This window comes from Flavobacterium sp. MAHUQ-57, from assembly GCF_051908335.1.
Classification (GTDB): domain Bacteria; phylum Bacteroidota; class Bacteroidia; order Flavobacteriales; family Flavobacteriaceae; genus Flavobacterium.
In genome coordinates this window covers 1,361,594-1,376,134 of sequence record NZ_JBPZTE010000006.1, presented here as the reverse complement: position 1 = coordinate 1,376,134, position 14,541 = coordinate 1,361,594, and the positions used below count along the sequence as shown (strand labels likewise).

At 34.2% G+C, this 14,541-nt stretch carries 13 protein-coding genes; 8 read left to right on the top strand and 5 right to left on the bottom strand.

Features of this window, described 5'->3' with window-relative positions; translation table 11 throughout:
* The first annotated feature begins 19 nt into the window (after nucleotides 1-19).
* Nucleotides 20-2,221: an ATP-binding protein gene (locus ACS8MM_RS06755; protein WP_379714495.1), complete on the top strand. Its 2,202-nt coding sequence runs from the start codon at nucleotides 20-22 to the stop codon at nucleotides 2,219-2,221.
* On the opposite strand, the gene ACS8MM_RS06750 is transcribed toward ACS8MM_RS06755, so the two are convergent.
* Nucleotides 2,208-3,020 carry a purine-nucleoside phosphorylase gene (locus tag ACS8MM_RS06750; protein WP_379714492.1) on the bottom strand — a complete coding sequence of 271 codons (813 nt, stop codon included), beginning with the start codon at nucleotides 3,018-3,020 and terminating at the stop codon, nucleotides 2,208-2,210. The two genes, ACS8MM_RS06755 and ACS8MM_RS06750, sit on opposite strands and share 14 nt — an antisense overlap.
* Nucleotides 2,992-4,023, bottom strand: coding sequence for a tetraacyldisaccharide 4'-kinase (gene lpxK / locus ACS8MM_RS06745; protein ID WP_379714490.1), 1,032 nt, complete (start codon nucleotides 4,021-4,023; stop codon nucleotides 2,992-2,994). Before lpxK ends, ACS8MM_RS06750 begins: the two co-directional genes overlap by 29 nt.
* Nucleotides 4,024-4,082: 59 nt before the next feature.
* On the opposite strand from lpxK, the gene ACS8MM_RS06740 reads away from it, so the two are divergent.
* The 7 genes from ACS8MM_RS06740 to ACS8MM_RS06710 all read left to right on the top strand — a co-directional run bounded on the left by ACS8MM_RS06740 (nucleotide 4,083) and on the right by ACS8MM_RS06710 (nucleotide 11,416).
* Nucleotides 4,083-5,177, top strand: coding sequence for a Nif3-like dinuclear metal center hexameric protein (locus ACS8MM_RS06740; protein WP_379714487.1), 1,095 nt, complete (start codon nucleotides 4,083-4,085; stop codon nucleotides 5,175-5,177).
* A 3-nt stretch (nucleotides 5,178-5,180) separates the two neighbouring features.
* Nucleotides 5,181-5,957, top strand: a complete 777-nt coding sequence (locus tag ACS8MM_RS06735; protein ID WP_379714485.1) for a zinc ribbon domain-containing protein — start codon at nucleotides 5,181-5,183, stop codon at nucleotides 5,955-5,957.
* 36 nt (nucleotides 5,958-5,993) lie between these two features.
* Nucleotides 5,994-6,839, top strand: a complete 846-nt coding sequence (locus ACS8MM_RS06730) for an alpha/beta fold hydrolase (RefSeq protein ID WP_379714482.1) — start codon at nucleotides 5,994-5,996, stop codon at nucleotides 6,837-6,839.
* A 117-nt stretch (nucleotides 6,840-6,956) separates the two neighbouring features.
* Complete coding sequence (mutL, locus tag ACS8MM_RS06725; protein WP_379714480.1) at nucleotides 6,957-8,819, top strand: DNA mismatch repair endonuclease MutL; 1,863 nt, start codon at nucleotides 6,957-6,959, stop codon at nucleotides 8,817-8,819.
* Nucleotides 8,816-9,433, top strand: coding sequence for a rhomboid family intramembrane serine protease (locus ACS8MM_RS06720; protein ID WP_379714477.1), 618 nt, complete (start codon nucleotides 8,816-8,818; stop codon nucleotides 9,431-9,433). The genes mutL and ACS8MM_RS06720 overlap by 4 nt, the downstream gene beginning before the upstream one ends.
* A 2-nt stretch (nucleotides 9,434-9,435) precedes the next feature.
* Nucleotides 9,436-10,302 carry a rhomboid family intramembrane serine protease gene (locus ACS8MM_RS06715; protein ID WP_379714474.1) on the top strand — a complete coding sequence of 289 codons (867 nt, stop codon included), beginning with the start codon at nucleotides 9,436-9,438 and terminating at the stop codon, nucleotides 10,300-10,302.
* A 61-nt stretch (nucleotides 10,303-10,363) separates the two neighbouring features.
* The gene (locus tag ACS8MM_RS06710) at nucleotides 10,364-11,416 is read left to right on the top strand and encodes an endonuclease/exonuclease/phosphatase family protein (RefSeq protein ID WP_379714472.1); all 1,053 of its coding nucleotides are present in this window, start codon (nucleotides 10,364-10,366) and stop codon (nucleotides 11,414-11,416) included.
* Between the two features lie 6 nt (nucleotides 11,417-11,422).
* On the opposite strand, the gene ACS8MM_RS06705 is transcribed toward ACS8MM_RS06710, so the two are convergent.
* From ACS8MM_RS06705 to dapB, 3 genes are all read right to left on the bottom strand, one after another.
* Complete coding sequence (locus ACS8MM_RS06705; protein WP_379714469.1) at nucleotides 11,423-12,034, bottom strand: WbqC family protein; 612 nt, start codon at nucleotides 12,032-12,034, stop codon at nucleotides 11,423-11,425.
* Between the two features lie 67 nt (nucleotides 12,035-12,101).
* Nucleotides 12,102-13,667 carry a signal peptidase I gene (gene lepB / locus ACS8MM_RS06700; protein WP_379714466.1) on the bottom strand — a complete coding sequence of 522 codons (1,566 nt, stop codon included), beginning with the start codon at nucleotides 13,665-13,667 and terminating at the stop codon, nucleotides 12,102-12,104.
* Nucleotides 13,668-13,734: 67 nt separating this feature from the next.
* Entirely contained in the window at nucleotides 13,735-14,436 is a 702-nt protein-coding gene (gene dapB, locus ACS8MM_RS06695) for a 4-hydroxy-tetrahydrodipicolinate reductase (RefSeq protein WP_379714463.1), read from the bottom strand.
* Nucleotides 14,437-14,541 lie beyond the last annotated feature (105 nt).

The window sequence follows — 14,541 nt, the reverse complement described above, 5'->3', positions numbered from 1 at the left end:
AGTTTTTGCGCACAATTCTATGTTTAAAAAGTCCTTAATTTTTCTTTTTAGCTTGTTCTGTTTATTGGGATTTGCATCCAATAGATTCGAGGACGAGGCTATTATTGATAGTTCTTTTTACTACACCGAAACTGCAATTTATTACAAGAATAATAAAGTTTTTGATAAGGCTTTGGAAAATGCGAATAAAGCAATTCTTTACTCGAAAAAAACACAAAACAATTCCAATCTAGCCAATAGTTACTACACACTCGGAATCGTTTATATCGATCTGAAAAAATATGACGAAGCTATTGAAAAATTGATACGGGCTGTATCTGTTTATAATACAATCGAACCTAATGCAAAGCTGGCGTTAGCATATTACAATCTTGGTATTTGTTATATGCAGAAAAATAATTTCAGTAGAGCTGAGTCGTATTTTAATAAAGCGAATTCGGTCTATGAAAGTATCGATTTGAAAAATGGTAAAAATATGGTAAACCTTCAAAAGGCTTTGCTGTATATAGAAAAAAAAGAATTAAAAACTGCTGAAAACGCACTTACTGAACTGACTTATTTGTCCAACGGTAAGGATACTTTTAATCTTAAATCGGAAGCTTTTTACCAATTGGGCGTCCTTAAAACCAAAGAAAAAGAAAATAGTTCGGCTTTGAATTATTTGAACAAAGCGTATGAACTTAGTGTCGTCAATAATAATGTTGAGCAGCAATTGAAAGTGGCAAAAAAACTCAGTGAGCTTTACGATCAGATGACTTTAACTTCGAATTCTCTGGCTTTTTTGAAGATTCATTTAAAACTTAAGGATTCCTTAGACGCAATTGCTTCGACCAAAAAGCAAAATCTACTTTCTGAACGTGTGAAAGTGGGTGATATCATGCGTGATATGGAAAAATTGGACAAAGAGAAGAAAGAACAAGAAAAAGCGGGGAAATTCTCCAAACTGATTAATATTCTCAGTATCGCATTAATCACCATTTTGTCTTTGTTGAGTTTGTCTTTGTATAAAAACAATATCATACGTAATAAATCCAATGAATTGCTACGTGAAAAAAATATGGAACTTGAAGAGGCTAAAGAACGAATTGAAAAAGCATCAAAAGCCAGAGCAGAGTTTCTTTCAACTGTGAGTCATGAATTGAGAACTCCTCTCAATGCCATTAATGGGATTACACATATTCTTTTAGAGGAAAAGCCTAAAGCAAATCAAATCGAATACCTCAAATCACTGAAGTTTTCAGGGAATTATTTGTTGACGTATATTAATGATATCCTCGAAATTAACCGAATCGAATCGAATAATATTGAAATTGAAAAAATTAACTTCGATATTCGTGAATTGCTTCAAAATATCAAAAATTCGCTGAAAGAACAGGCAAGTCAGAATAATAATGAATTTATACTGAAAATTGAGGATGAAGTGCCACAAGTACTTGTTGGTGATCCTACCAAGTTGTCTCAGATTTTTATCAACTTAATCAATAATGCTCTTAAATTTACCCAAAATGGTAAAATTGTAGTTACTGCCAATTTGGTAAATAAAGAAGATGGGAATTGTAAGTTGAGTTTTAAAGTAGAGGATACCGGAATTGGTATACCACTTGAAAAACAACAATCGATATTTGATAGTTTCTCACAAGGTTCTGTAGAAATTAATAGAAAATACGGCGGAACAGGATTGGGTTTGACTATTGTAAAACGACTAGTGGCATTAATGAATGGTAAAATCAATGTGAAAAGTGAAGTTGGAGTAGGTTCGACTTTTTATTTTGACTTAACTTTTAAAATTGGTGAAGCAATTGTTATGAAAAACGTAAATGAAATTATCGATGAAAAAGTATTCATCAACAAGAGGATTTTATTGGTTGAGGATAACAAAATCAATCAAATGATTACTAAGAAAATCCTTGAGAAAAAGCAAATGATTGCAGAGCTTTGTGAAACGGGTGAAGATGCTATTGAAATGATGCGCAATAATAAATACGATTTGGTTTTGATGGATGTGCATCTTCCAGGAATCAATGGGACTATAGCAACAGAAGAAATCAGGAAGTTTGATAATGTTACGCCAATTATTGCCTTAACAGCTATTTCGCTAAACGAAAATAGGGAAATGTTGATGTCTTTCGGTATGACCGATGTAATCACTAAGCCATTTAATCCCGATAACTTTTATAAAATTATCGAGATTAACTTAATGGCTGAGCCTAATATTGCATAATTAATTCTTTGATTAATCGACGTACATGCGGTTCTGCTTCGCGTGCTGCTTCCAAAACTTCTTCATGAGTAATCGAATCGATGTTTTCTGCATCTCCCATATCGGTAATCACAGAAATTCCAAAAGTTTCCAATTCCATGTGACGCGCTACAATAACTTCAGGAACGGTTGACATACCTACACAATCACATCCTAATGCTTTAACCATTTTGTATTCTGAAAGAGTTTCAAATGTTGGTCCTTGTAGTCCTAAATACACACCATCTTGAACATGGATGTTTAATTCTTCTGCAATTTCTTTCGCTTTAGCCATCATTTTACGGCTGTAAGGTTCGCTCATGTTTACAAAACGTGGACCAAAACGAGAGTCATTTTTTCCTCGTAATGGATGCTCAGGCATCATATTTACATGGTCTTTAATGATCACGATTGAACCTACTTTGTAATTTGGATTTACGCCTCCAGACGCATTTGAAACAATCAATTTTTCAACACCCAAATATTTCATTACTCTAACCGGAAAAGTTACTTCTTTCATGCTATAGCCTTCATAAAAATGAAAACGTCCTTGCATAGCTACTACTTTTTTTCCGTGAATGTGTCCGAATACCAAAGCGCCTTTGTGTCCTTCAACTGTAGATACAGGGAAGTTCGGAATTTCATTATAGGATAAAATATAGTCAATTTCAATGTCATCGGTAAATCCACCTAAACCAGAACCTAAAATCACCCCATATTCGGGTGAAAAATTAGTTTTGTTTTGAATGTAATCAACGGTTTCCTGTACTTGCTCCCACATACTCTAAAATCTTTTTATCAAATTCATTACTACTGGTTACAAACGATGATTTTATAGGTAGGTAGTATAATTGGTCAATGGGTAATTTTCCTTTTAGACGTACAAAATCCTTTTCGGTTGTAACAATTTTTCTTCCATTTGCTGTTTCCAGAATCGTTTGAATGTCTTTTTCCGTAAAATGATGATGATCCGGAAATACCATCGTTGATTTTTTGACAGCCTGCAAATATGCAAAAAAAGGTTCGGGTTTTGCAATTCCTGCGACCACTAATTTATCAACAACCTGAAAATTTTTCAAATTGATCGACTCTATTTCTGAGAATAAGTAGTCATCATAAGCTATATAACTAAAATACACGGGTTGTTCTAGATGTAAATAGTGTTGAATTTTTTGTGTTATTTTCTCTTGTTCTTGAAGTGAAATATTTGGTGGGCATTTTGTTACAATAATAATATCAGCGCGATTTGCGCCACTTCTGCTTTCTCTTAAATTTCCTGTAGGTAAGATAAAATCATTATAAAATAAATCATCATAGGAAGTCAGTACAATATAAAATCCTGCTTTGACTTTTCGATGCTGAAAAGCATCATCCAATAGTATAATTTCCGGTTTATTGTTTTGTGATAAGAAGTGTTCTATTCCGTTCTTTCGGTTGGCGTCAACAGCGACTTGAATTTCGGGAAATTTCTGAAAAAATTGATAAGGTTCATCGCCTATTGTTTCTGCATTTGCCTTTTTATCTGCAAGAACAAAACCTTCTGATTTTCGTTTGTAACCTCTGCTTAATGTTGCGATTTTATACTCTTTAGATAATAAACGGATCAAATATTCTATTTGAGGTGTTTTTCCAGTTCCGCCAACACTTAAGTTTCCTACGGCAATTACGGGGATATCAAACGAGTAGGATTTTAGAATGCCTTTATCGAAAAAAAAGTTACGGATTCCGGTTATACAACCATAGAGAATCGCGAAAGGGAAAAGTAATTTTCTAAGTAAATTCATAGTACGAATGTAACTAATTTTTATTTTTTAGTTGATGGGTTTATTCGTTAATTTGTTATATGAAAATAAAAGAAATACTTTCAATACTTGAAGAAATGGCTCCTTTGGCCTATGCCGAGGATTTTGATAATGTTGGTTTGCTGGTTGGCGACTCAAATGCTGAAGCAACTGGTGTTTTGGTGTGTCATGATGCATTGGAGGCTGTAATTGATGAAGCTGTCAAAAAGCAATGCAATTTGGTTGTTTGTTTTCACCCGATTTTGTTTTCGGGTATCAAAAAAATTACCGGTAAAAATTATGTGGAAAGATCTATTCTTAAGGCAATAAAGAATGATATTGCCATTTATGCCGTACATACTGCATTGGATAATCATAAAGCGGGAGTTAATAAAATTTTTTGTGATGCTTTGGGTTTAATAAATACGAAGGTTTTGGTGCCAAAACAAAACTTTATTCAAAAACTGATTACTTATACCATTCCTGAAAATGTGGAAAAATTGCGCAACGCTTTGTTCGATGCCGGAGCCGGAAAAATTGGGAACTATGAAGATTGTAGTTTTAATTCGAAAGGTATCGGAACGTATATGGGTAACGAGAACAGTAATCCGGAAATAGGTGAGCGGTTTGAGTTTGTGGAAGCAGAAGAAATTAAGATTGAGGTGACTTTTGAGAGATATTTACAGTCTAAAATTCTGAAAGCTTTATTTTCAAACCATGTATATGAAGAAGTAGCTTATGAAATATACGAGCTGCAAAATAATCATCAAAATATTGGCTTAGGGATGGTAGGAGAATTGACTCAGGATATGAATGAAGTTGATTTTCTTACGATGGTGAAGGATAAAATGGAGTGTGGTGGAATTCGCCATACTGGTTTCTTAGGAAAAAAAATTAAGAAAGTTGCTGTTTTGGGCGGTTCTGGAAGTTATGCAATTAAGAATGCGATTGCAGCCGGAGCTGATGCGTATTTGACAGCCGATTTGAAGTACCACAATTTTTACGAAGCAGAAAACAAGATTTTATTGGCCGATATTGGACATTTTGAAAGTGAACGTTACACAAAAAATTATATAGTTGATTATCTTACGAAAAAAATTCCTAATTTTGCAATCGTTTTATCTCAAATAAATACAAATCCAGTTAAGTACTTATAAAATATGGCAACAAAAGAATTGAACGTTGAAGAAAAGTTAAGAGCGTTGTATGATTTACAATTAATAGATTCTAGAATCGACGAAATTAGAAACGTAAGAGGAGAATTGCCTCTTGAAGTGGAAGATTTAGAAGACGAAGTTGCGGGATTAAGCACTCGTTTAGAGAAGCTTAAAACTGATTTGGATAGCATCGAAGAGCAAATCAAAGTAAAGAAAAATGCTATTGATGAGCACAAAGAAGCTATTAAAAAATATACAACTCAGCAAAAAGAAGTACGTAACAATCGTGAATTCAACTCTTTGACAAAAGAAGTAGAATTTCAAGAATTGGAAATTCAATTGGCTGAAAAGCACATCCGCGAGATGAAAGCTTCAATTGAACACAAAAAAGAAGTGATTGCGCAATCAAAAGAAAAATTAGAGGCTAAATCAACTCACTTAAAGCATAAAAAATCAGAATTAGACGCAATTATGTCTGAAACTGAAAAAGAAGAAAAATTCTTAACTGAAAAATCAGAAGAATACCAAGCACAAATTGAAGAGCGTTTATTGAATGCTTACAAACGTATTCGTTCGAGTGTTCGTAACGGTTTAGCAGTTGTGTCAATTGAGCGTGGTGCTTCTGCAGGTTCATTCTTCACAATTCCTCCGCAAACACAAATGGAAATTGCGTCTCGTAAAAAAATCATTACTGACGAACACAGTGGAAGAATTTTAGTAGACACTGCTTTAGCTGATGAAGAAAAAGAAAAAATGGAGCAATTATTTGCGAAAATATAAGTAATTTAAATCCCGATTTTGCATCGGGATTTTTTTATGAAAAAAGTTACTTATTTTTTATTTACCAAATCAATCGGGTTGTATATAAACCTGATGGGTTTGTTGTCTCCAAAAAAGGCTGTTAGATTGGCTTTTCAGCTTTTTAGTGAACCACGTGAAGGTAAGATTTCCAAAGAAAATATGCCGGCAATTCTGCAAAATGTCACCTCGGAAACTTTTGAACACGAAGGTTGTAATTTTCAAGCTTATGTTTGGGAAGGTAACGAAAACAAAATTCTTTTGGTACACGGATGGGAAAGTAATGCTTCGCGATGGGCCAATATTCTTCCTTTTTTAAAAAAATCAGGTTCAACGATTATCGCTATAGACGGACCTGCACACGGATTGTCAAGTGGAAAGGAATTTAGTATTCCTCAATATGCTGAATTTATTCATAGAACAGTTGATAAATACAAACCGCAATATTTGATTGGGCATTCGATAGGAGGGAAAACTTGTTTGTACTATCAGTATCTGTATCCCAATGAAGATATTAAGAAAATGGTCATATTAGGTGCGCCAAGTGATTTTACAATCATTTTAAAAAACTATATCAATATTCTGAGTTTGAACTCTCGTATTGCTAAAGATTTGGAGGAGAAATATGCGAGAAGATACAAGCAAAAACTAGAAGACTTTTCAGGGCGAAAATTTGCTTCCGTAATTACGACGAAAGGTTTGATTGCCCATGATGTTGATGATACTGTGGTGTCCATTAATGAAGCTAAAAAAATTGCCGAAGTTTGGACTAATGCAAAGTTGATTGAAACCAAAGGACTTGGACATAGTATGCATGATGACAATCTTTACGAGAATATTTACCAGTTTTTATTTGATAATTGAGTAGCAGATTGTCAATAATTAAGAATTTATTGGCTATTAAAACCCATTCCTTTTCCTTAAATTTGTCAAGGAAGCGCTGATAACTGTTAGCGCAAATGTCAAAATCTATAATTTTCAATGTCAAGTATAATACAATTACTCCCTGATCATGTTGCCAATCAAATTGCTGCCGGAGAAGTGGTTCAGCGACCTGCATCTGTGGTGAAAGAATTAATGGAAAATGCCATTGATGCCGGAGCAACCGATATAAAGTTAATTTGTAAAGATGCTGGAAAAACATTAATTCAGGTAATTGACAATGGAAAAGGAATGAGTGTAACCGATGCTCGTTTGTGTTTTGAGCGACACGCGACTTCAAAAATTCGCAAAGCTGAAGATTTATTTGATTTGCATACCAAAGGATTTAGAGGTGAAGCTTTGGCCTCTATTGCCGCAATTGCACATGTCGAGTTGAAAACCAAACAGGATCAAGACGAATTAGGAACGCATTTGGTTATAGAAGGAAGTAAGTTTACTTCGCAAGAACCTGCTGTATTGGCCAAAGGAACTTCATTTTCAGTAAAGAATCTTTTTTTTAATATTCCTGCACGACGTAATTTCCTGAAATCCGATACAGTCGAATTAAAGCATGTGGTTGATGAGTTTCAACGTGTAGCGATGGCGCATTCGAATATTCATTTTACTTTATATCATAATGGTAGCGAATTGTTTAATTTGCCGCAATCCAATCTGCGTCAACGCATCGTAGCAATTTTTTCAGGTAAAACCAATGAAAAACTTGTTCCCGTTCAGGAGACAACAGATATAGTAACGATCAATGGCTTTATTGGGAAACCCGAATTTGCCAAAAAGAATCGTAGTGAGCAATTCTTTTTTGTGAATGATCGTTTTATTAAAAGTGGTTATTTACACCATGCTATTATGGCTGCTTATGAAGGTTTGTTAAAGGATGGTGCTCAACCAAGTTATTTCTTATACCTGGAAGTGCCTCCACATACTATTGATATCAATATCCATCCTACCAAAACAGAAATTAAATTCGACGATGAACATGCTTTATATGCTATTTTGCGTTCAGCGGTGAAACATAGTTTAGGTCAGTTCAATGTAGCTCCGGTATTGGATTTTGATAGAGATGCAACATTAGATACACCTTACGATTATCAGAGTAAGTCTGTTGAATATCCAACAATACAGGTAGATAGCACTTTCAATCCATTTGCCGAGGAGAAAAAATCAAACGTATCAAGTGGTGGTAGTAATTTTTCTTTTAAACCAAAAAAAGAGGCACAGCCGCATTGGGAAAGCTTGTATGTTGGTTTGAAAGAGGGTTTCGAACCAGAACCACAGGAAATGCAATTTGAATCGGATGTAGTGACAAGTTCTTTATTCAATGATAATGAAATTGAACAAACGAAAACAGCAACGTATCAAATTCATAAAAAATATATTGTAAGTCCAATCAAATCGGGTATGTTAATCATTGATCAGCAACGAGCGCACCAACGTGTGTTGTATGAACAGTTTTTAACGAATATTACTGTACATCAAGCGAACAGCCAACAGTTGTTGTTCCCATTAACGCTTTATTTTTCCGGAAATGAAATGGCTTTACTACGTGAGTTGATTCCTTCTTTGGAAAATACTGGATTTGTTTTTGATTCGATCAGTCAGGATGCTATTGAAATTTCGGGTTTACCTGTAACGATTTCAGAAAGTGAAGCGTCTATCGTTTTAGAACAATTGGTCGCCGATTTACAAGATGAAATTCCAGATAGTAGTTTTAGTCAGATGGACAGTATGGCAAAATCGATGGCTAAAAGTCTAGCAGTAAAAACTGGAACATATCTTTCTGAAAAAGAACAGGAAAATTTAGTAAATAATTTATTTGCTTGTAAAGAAACTTCGGTTTCTCCATTTAATAAACCGACTTTTATCACGTTGAGTGTAGAAGATTTAGATAAAAAATTTAGTATATGATACCAATGTCCCCAACAGTAAAACAACTGTTGATTATAAATATTATTTTTTTCGTAGGAACTTGGCTGATAGGTGATTTAGCCTATGTGCATTTGGGTTTGGTTCCGTTTCAAAACGAAGCTTTTAGACCATGGCAGTTAGTAACCAATATGTTTATGCATTTTGATATTCGACATATTGCTTTTAATATGCTGGCATTGTATTCATTTGGTTCGGCACTAGAATACATTTGGGGTGCTAAAAAGTTTCTGTTTTTTTATATATCTTGTGGTTTAGGAGCAGGATTGTTGCAAAACGGTATCTTTTACATGAATGGAATTGATGTTGCTTTAGTATTAGGTGCTTCTGGTGCAGTTTATGGTTTAATGACGGCATTTGCATTCATGTTTCCTGAGTCGCGAATGGGACTAATGCTGATTCCTGTTTCTATAAAAGCGAAATATTTTGTACCTATAGTTTTATCAATAGATTATCTATTAGGTTTTTATGGTTCGTCATTTTTTAGCCGTTCAACCGGTGTGGCGCATTTTGCGCATTTAGGAGGAGCTTTGATTGGTTTTATAATGATGTGGTATTGGAAGAAAAATTCGTTTAATAATCGTCGCTGGAATTAGTTATGAGTATTTTTGAAGATTTGAAACTTGAATTTAAAATTGGGGATATCTCGATTAAGATTATCATGATTTGTGTTTTTACATTTCTAGTGTCAATACCCTTCTTTTATAGTTTTCAGAAAGGTGTTTTCGAGATACCCGATTGGTTGTCTCTGAATTCAGATTATAATAGGTCACTGATTTTTCCGTGGACTTTAATTACCTACCAATTTTTTCACGGTGGTTTTTTTCATCTTGTAGCGAATATGTTCGCCCTGACATTTGCTAGTAGGTTGTTTTTAACTTTTTTTACTCAGAAACAACTTTTAGGAGTTTATATTTTAGGAGGAGCATTCGCAGGAATTGTTTTTGTAATAGGTTACTTGTTGCTTCAAAATTTTGGAGTATTGGTAGGTGCTTCTGCTTCTGTAATGGCTGTTTTGGTAGCGGTTACGGTTTATCAGCCTTTAATGATGGTGCATTTGCCTCTACTGGGGCATATTAAACTTTGGTATATTACAGCTACAATTATTATTGCATTGGATATTTTAAATTTTCAACTAGCGAATACTGGAGGTCATTTGGCGCATCTTGGTGGCGCTTTGTTTGGCTTTATATATATTAAAACTTTGCAAGCAGGAACTGATTTGACTTCCGGATTCAATACGCTTTTGGATGCCATTGTAGGTTTGTTTTCAGGAAGAAAATCTACTCCATTCAAGAAAGTGCATAAAAACGTAAAGTCAGATTCAGCTAAATCGACATCAAGAGTTGTAACAAAAGATAAAAGCCAACAACAAATAGACGAGATTTTGGATAAAATTAGTCAGTCAGGTTATGATAGTCTTACCAAAGAAGAAAAGGAGTTTTTGTTCAAAGCGGGTAAGTAACGTTTAATTTTTCTGACAAAAAAATCGTTTATTTGTATAGTAATAGAGTAGAGAGTAAGTAATGAAGAACCTTTCGTGGTTTAATAAAGTAATGTTTTTTTTCAATATAGTCCTTACTATATTGACTTTCGTTGCTTATGTTTTACCTTTTCTTGCTCCGAATTGGTTTCCCTTTTTATCGGTTTTAACGTTAATACTTCCGCTGTTTTTGATCATTAATGCATTGTTTTTTGTGTACTGGTTTATACAATTTAAGAGACAGTTGATTCTTTCCGGGTTGGTATTAATTTTAGGAATAACATTCATTAATAAATATTACAAGTTCTCCAGTAAAGAAAAGGAAGCTACTGATAGGGATTTTGTGGTAATGAGCTACAATGTCCGATTACTAAATCTTTTTAATTGGATACCAAGAGAAAATGTGGCGCAAGATATTCTTGAATTTGTGAATGAAAAGAATCCTGATGTGTTATGCATTCAGGAATATTCTACCTCTGCTTCTGCAAAAATTGATTTGAAAATTTACCCTTATCGTGCTATTTTCATGGATGGAGATCAAATTAAAACGGGTAATGCTATCTTTTCTAAATTTCCAATTGTAAATGAAGGTAAAATTGATTTTCCAAACTCAAATAACAATGCCATTTTTGCCGATGTTAAAATAGGTAAGGATATTGTTCGATTTTATAATTTGCATTTGGAATCACTTAAAATATCTCCAGATGTCAATGATATTTCTGAAAATGTTGAAGGGATAAAACAAAAAGATTCTAGACTCATTGTGAAGCGAATCAGTGATGGATTTACAAAGCAACAGCAACAAGCGGAAATTATTATGGAGCACAAGCGGACTTGCAGTTATCCACTAATTGTTTGTGGGGATATGAATAATAGTGCATTCTCTTATGTATACAGAGTGATTAAAGGCAATATGCAGGACTGTTTTGAAGAAGCAGGTACAGGATTTGGGAAAACCTATAATTTCAAACATTATCCTGCTCGAATCGATTATATTTTTGCCGATAATAAGATGAGCGTGAAAAGTTTTGAAAACTTTCCAGACTTTATCAACTCCGACCACATGCCTATTATGACACGTGTGGCGGTGGAGTAATTCTATTTATAGCTTTTGATTTAAAAGATATTCTTTTGCGTATCTTCCTTCATTAAACAAAAGATCCAAAATGCTCAAATTGTTCAAATAACCATGTTTTTCTTCAAAAACCTGTGAATAGGATTCGAATACTGCGGTATCTTTCTTTCCATTTGCTAAAACGCGTAAATCTTCGTATTGACTAACTTCATGAAAGTATTCAATGGTTTTTTGCGCTTCAAAATTCAAACCCAAGCATTTTTTTACGATTTCAATGGTTTCTAAATTAAGATCCATTAAAAAGGTATGCTTTTTAGTGAAAATAGGCTGGATGGCATCTTCGTAAAATTCGAAGAAAGGTGAAGTGCGATAAGCGGCTTCTAATGACTTGAAATGTTGTTTTTGCCAATCAAAAGCAGTTTCTAACTTAACATCTTTGGTTTTTTGACGTAATTCTTTACTGTGTTTGATTGGTATATTCAGTAACTGAATACCATTTGGGCTGTAAATATACATTCGGTTTCGGTTGGTTTGTTTCTGGAAATTGTCTTCCATTTCAAAAGTTACCGAATTGGATTGTGCAATGGCAACAAAATGACTTATTGAGGGGAAATAGGTTGGATGTATAAGTAAGTCCATTGTAATTAGTATTTAAAAAATGCTAAACCAATGTGTTGATTTAGCATTTCTGTTTATTTAGTATTCTTTATGCTTTTTTTGCTTTTTTTCTTTTGTACCAGTCGTATCCAAACCATCCAAGAAGTGCCATTAGAAAATATTTGAAGTACGATGTTGGTTCACCATCTCCACCTACAGTGCAAAATAATCTATCCCAACGAATTTTATCAATGGCTTTACTCCATGGAACATTAGGATCAATACTCCACCAGATAAATACAGGTTTTCCAACCACATGATCGAAAGGCACAAACCCCCAGTAACGGCTGTCTTCCGAGTTATGGCGATTGTCTCCCATCATCCAATAATAATCTTGTTTGAAGGTGTAATTAATCGCTTCTCTATCGTTAATGTAGATTTTGCCTCCTTTTTCTTCCAGTTTATTGCCTTCGTAAATGGTTATTATTCTTCGGTATAGCGGAAGTGTTTCTTTGTTGATCGCTACTGTTTTGTTAGCTTCCGGAATATAAATTGGTCCCATATTATCTTGCGACCATTTTTGATTGTGTGGGAAGATTCCTTTGTCGATTTTTTGTGGTGCAGGTGTTATCCTTTTGACAATTGATTTGATGATGGGAATTTGTTTTATTTTAGCGATGTTTTCTTCTGTTACAGCTGCAAATATGTATTCGTTTGGTTTTCCTGATTGATAAATTCCATCAGTGATTTTTAATTCATTAAGTAAATATTCTGCATAATTGTTTAAAGAAGTGCCATCGGTAGTAACAAAATAAGAATATTGTGTTTTGGCTCTTTCGGGTAATGTAATTCGCTTATTGTTGATGTAAATTTCACCTGATTTGATTGAAAGGTTGTCTCCAGGTAATCCAACACAACGTTTTACATAATTGGAACGTTTGTCTAACGGTTTGTCTATGTGTCTTCCTGAAGGATCTCTGAAGAAATATACAGTATCTGCAGGCCAGTTAAATACCACGATATCGTTACGTTTTATGCTTTGAACCCCAGGTAAACGGAATGATGGCAATTGAGGCCAGCTTGAATAGGATTTTCCTTTAACTATGAATAAGCTATCGTGAACCATTGGTAATGCGACTGCAGTTTTTGGAGTTCTCGCACCGTAATGGAATTTACTTACGAATAAAAAATCACCGACTAACAATGATTTCTCCAATGAAGATGTTGGGATATTGAATGGTTGCATTACATAGGTGTGAACCAAAGTTGCCACTACCACAGCGTATAAAATAGAACTGATCGTGTCGCCTACTTGTGTTTTGGCTACTAAACTACGGTCTTTAATGTATGTTACATCTACTGCATAATTGATATAGTAGGTATAGAAACCAAGAGTTCCTACTGCCAATAAAGTGTCTGTTGTGGAGTTTTTGCCAAAACTTCTAATGGTTTCTACCCAAACGACAATAAACATAATTAAGTTGATTACCGGTATGAACAATAGCGCAGTCCACCAAGTTGGACGATTAATAATTTTCATTAAAATGATAGAATTATAAACAGGAATAAAAGCTTCCCATGATTTTCTACCTGCCTTTTGATATAGTTTCCATGTTCCTAAACCGTGAATGATTTGAAGTGCTAGGAAAAATATAAACCATTGTAATGCTGTCATCTTTTTGTATTTATTCGGTTACGATTTACTTCTATTAAAATTAAATTGTTGCTTTTAGTGTGTAATTTTATTTTAAATTCAAAACATCTTTCATAGTAAAAACTCCTTTTTTTCCAAACAACCATTCGGAAGCAATTACGGCACCTAAAGCAAAGCCTTCTCTACTATGGGCTGTATGTTTGATCTCAATCTGATCTACTGCGCTATCGTAAAAAATGCTGTGTGTTCCGGGAATGTTTTCAATACGTTTGGCTTCAATCTGAATTTGATTATCAGTTGGGTTTTCCAATGTCCAACCTGAATAGTCAGAATTGTTAATTATACCTTCAGCTAATGAAATCGCTGTTCCGCTTGGAGCATCCAGTTTCTGCGTATGATGAATTTCTTCCATGGATACTTTGTATTCTTTCAGATTTGCCATCATTTTGGCTAAATAAGAATTCAATTCAAAGAAAATATTTACACCTAAGCTAAAATTCGAACCATATATAAAAGCTCCATTTTTTTCATTGCATAGGTCGACTATTTCATCGTAATGCTCCAGCCAGCCGGTAGTACCACACACAACTGGAATATTAGTAGCAAAACATTCAGAGATGTTACAAACGGCACTGTCAGGAACACTAAAATCGATAGCAACATCTGCATTTTCAAGTCCTTCGAATGTTGCTGAGCTTGACTTGCGTAAAACGATTTCATGTCCGCGTTCTAAAGCGATGCGCTCGATTACTTTGCCCATTTTGCCATATCCCAGTAAAGCTATTTTCATTTTTTGTTTCTTTTGAATTTATTGATAAGAAGGAAAGAAAGTAATCCGCAAAGTAGTCCAATTACAAAAATTTGTACAAAATCTATCGTTCTAATTGCACTATTG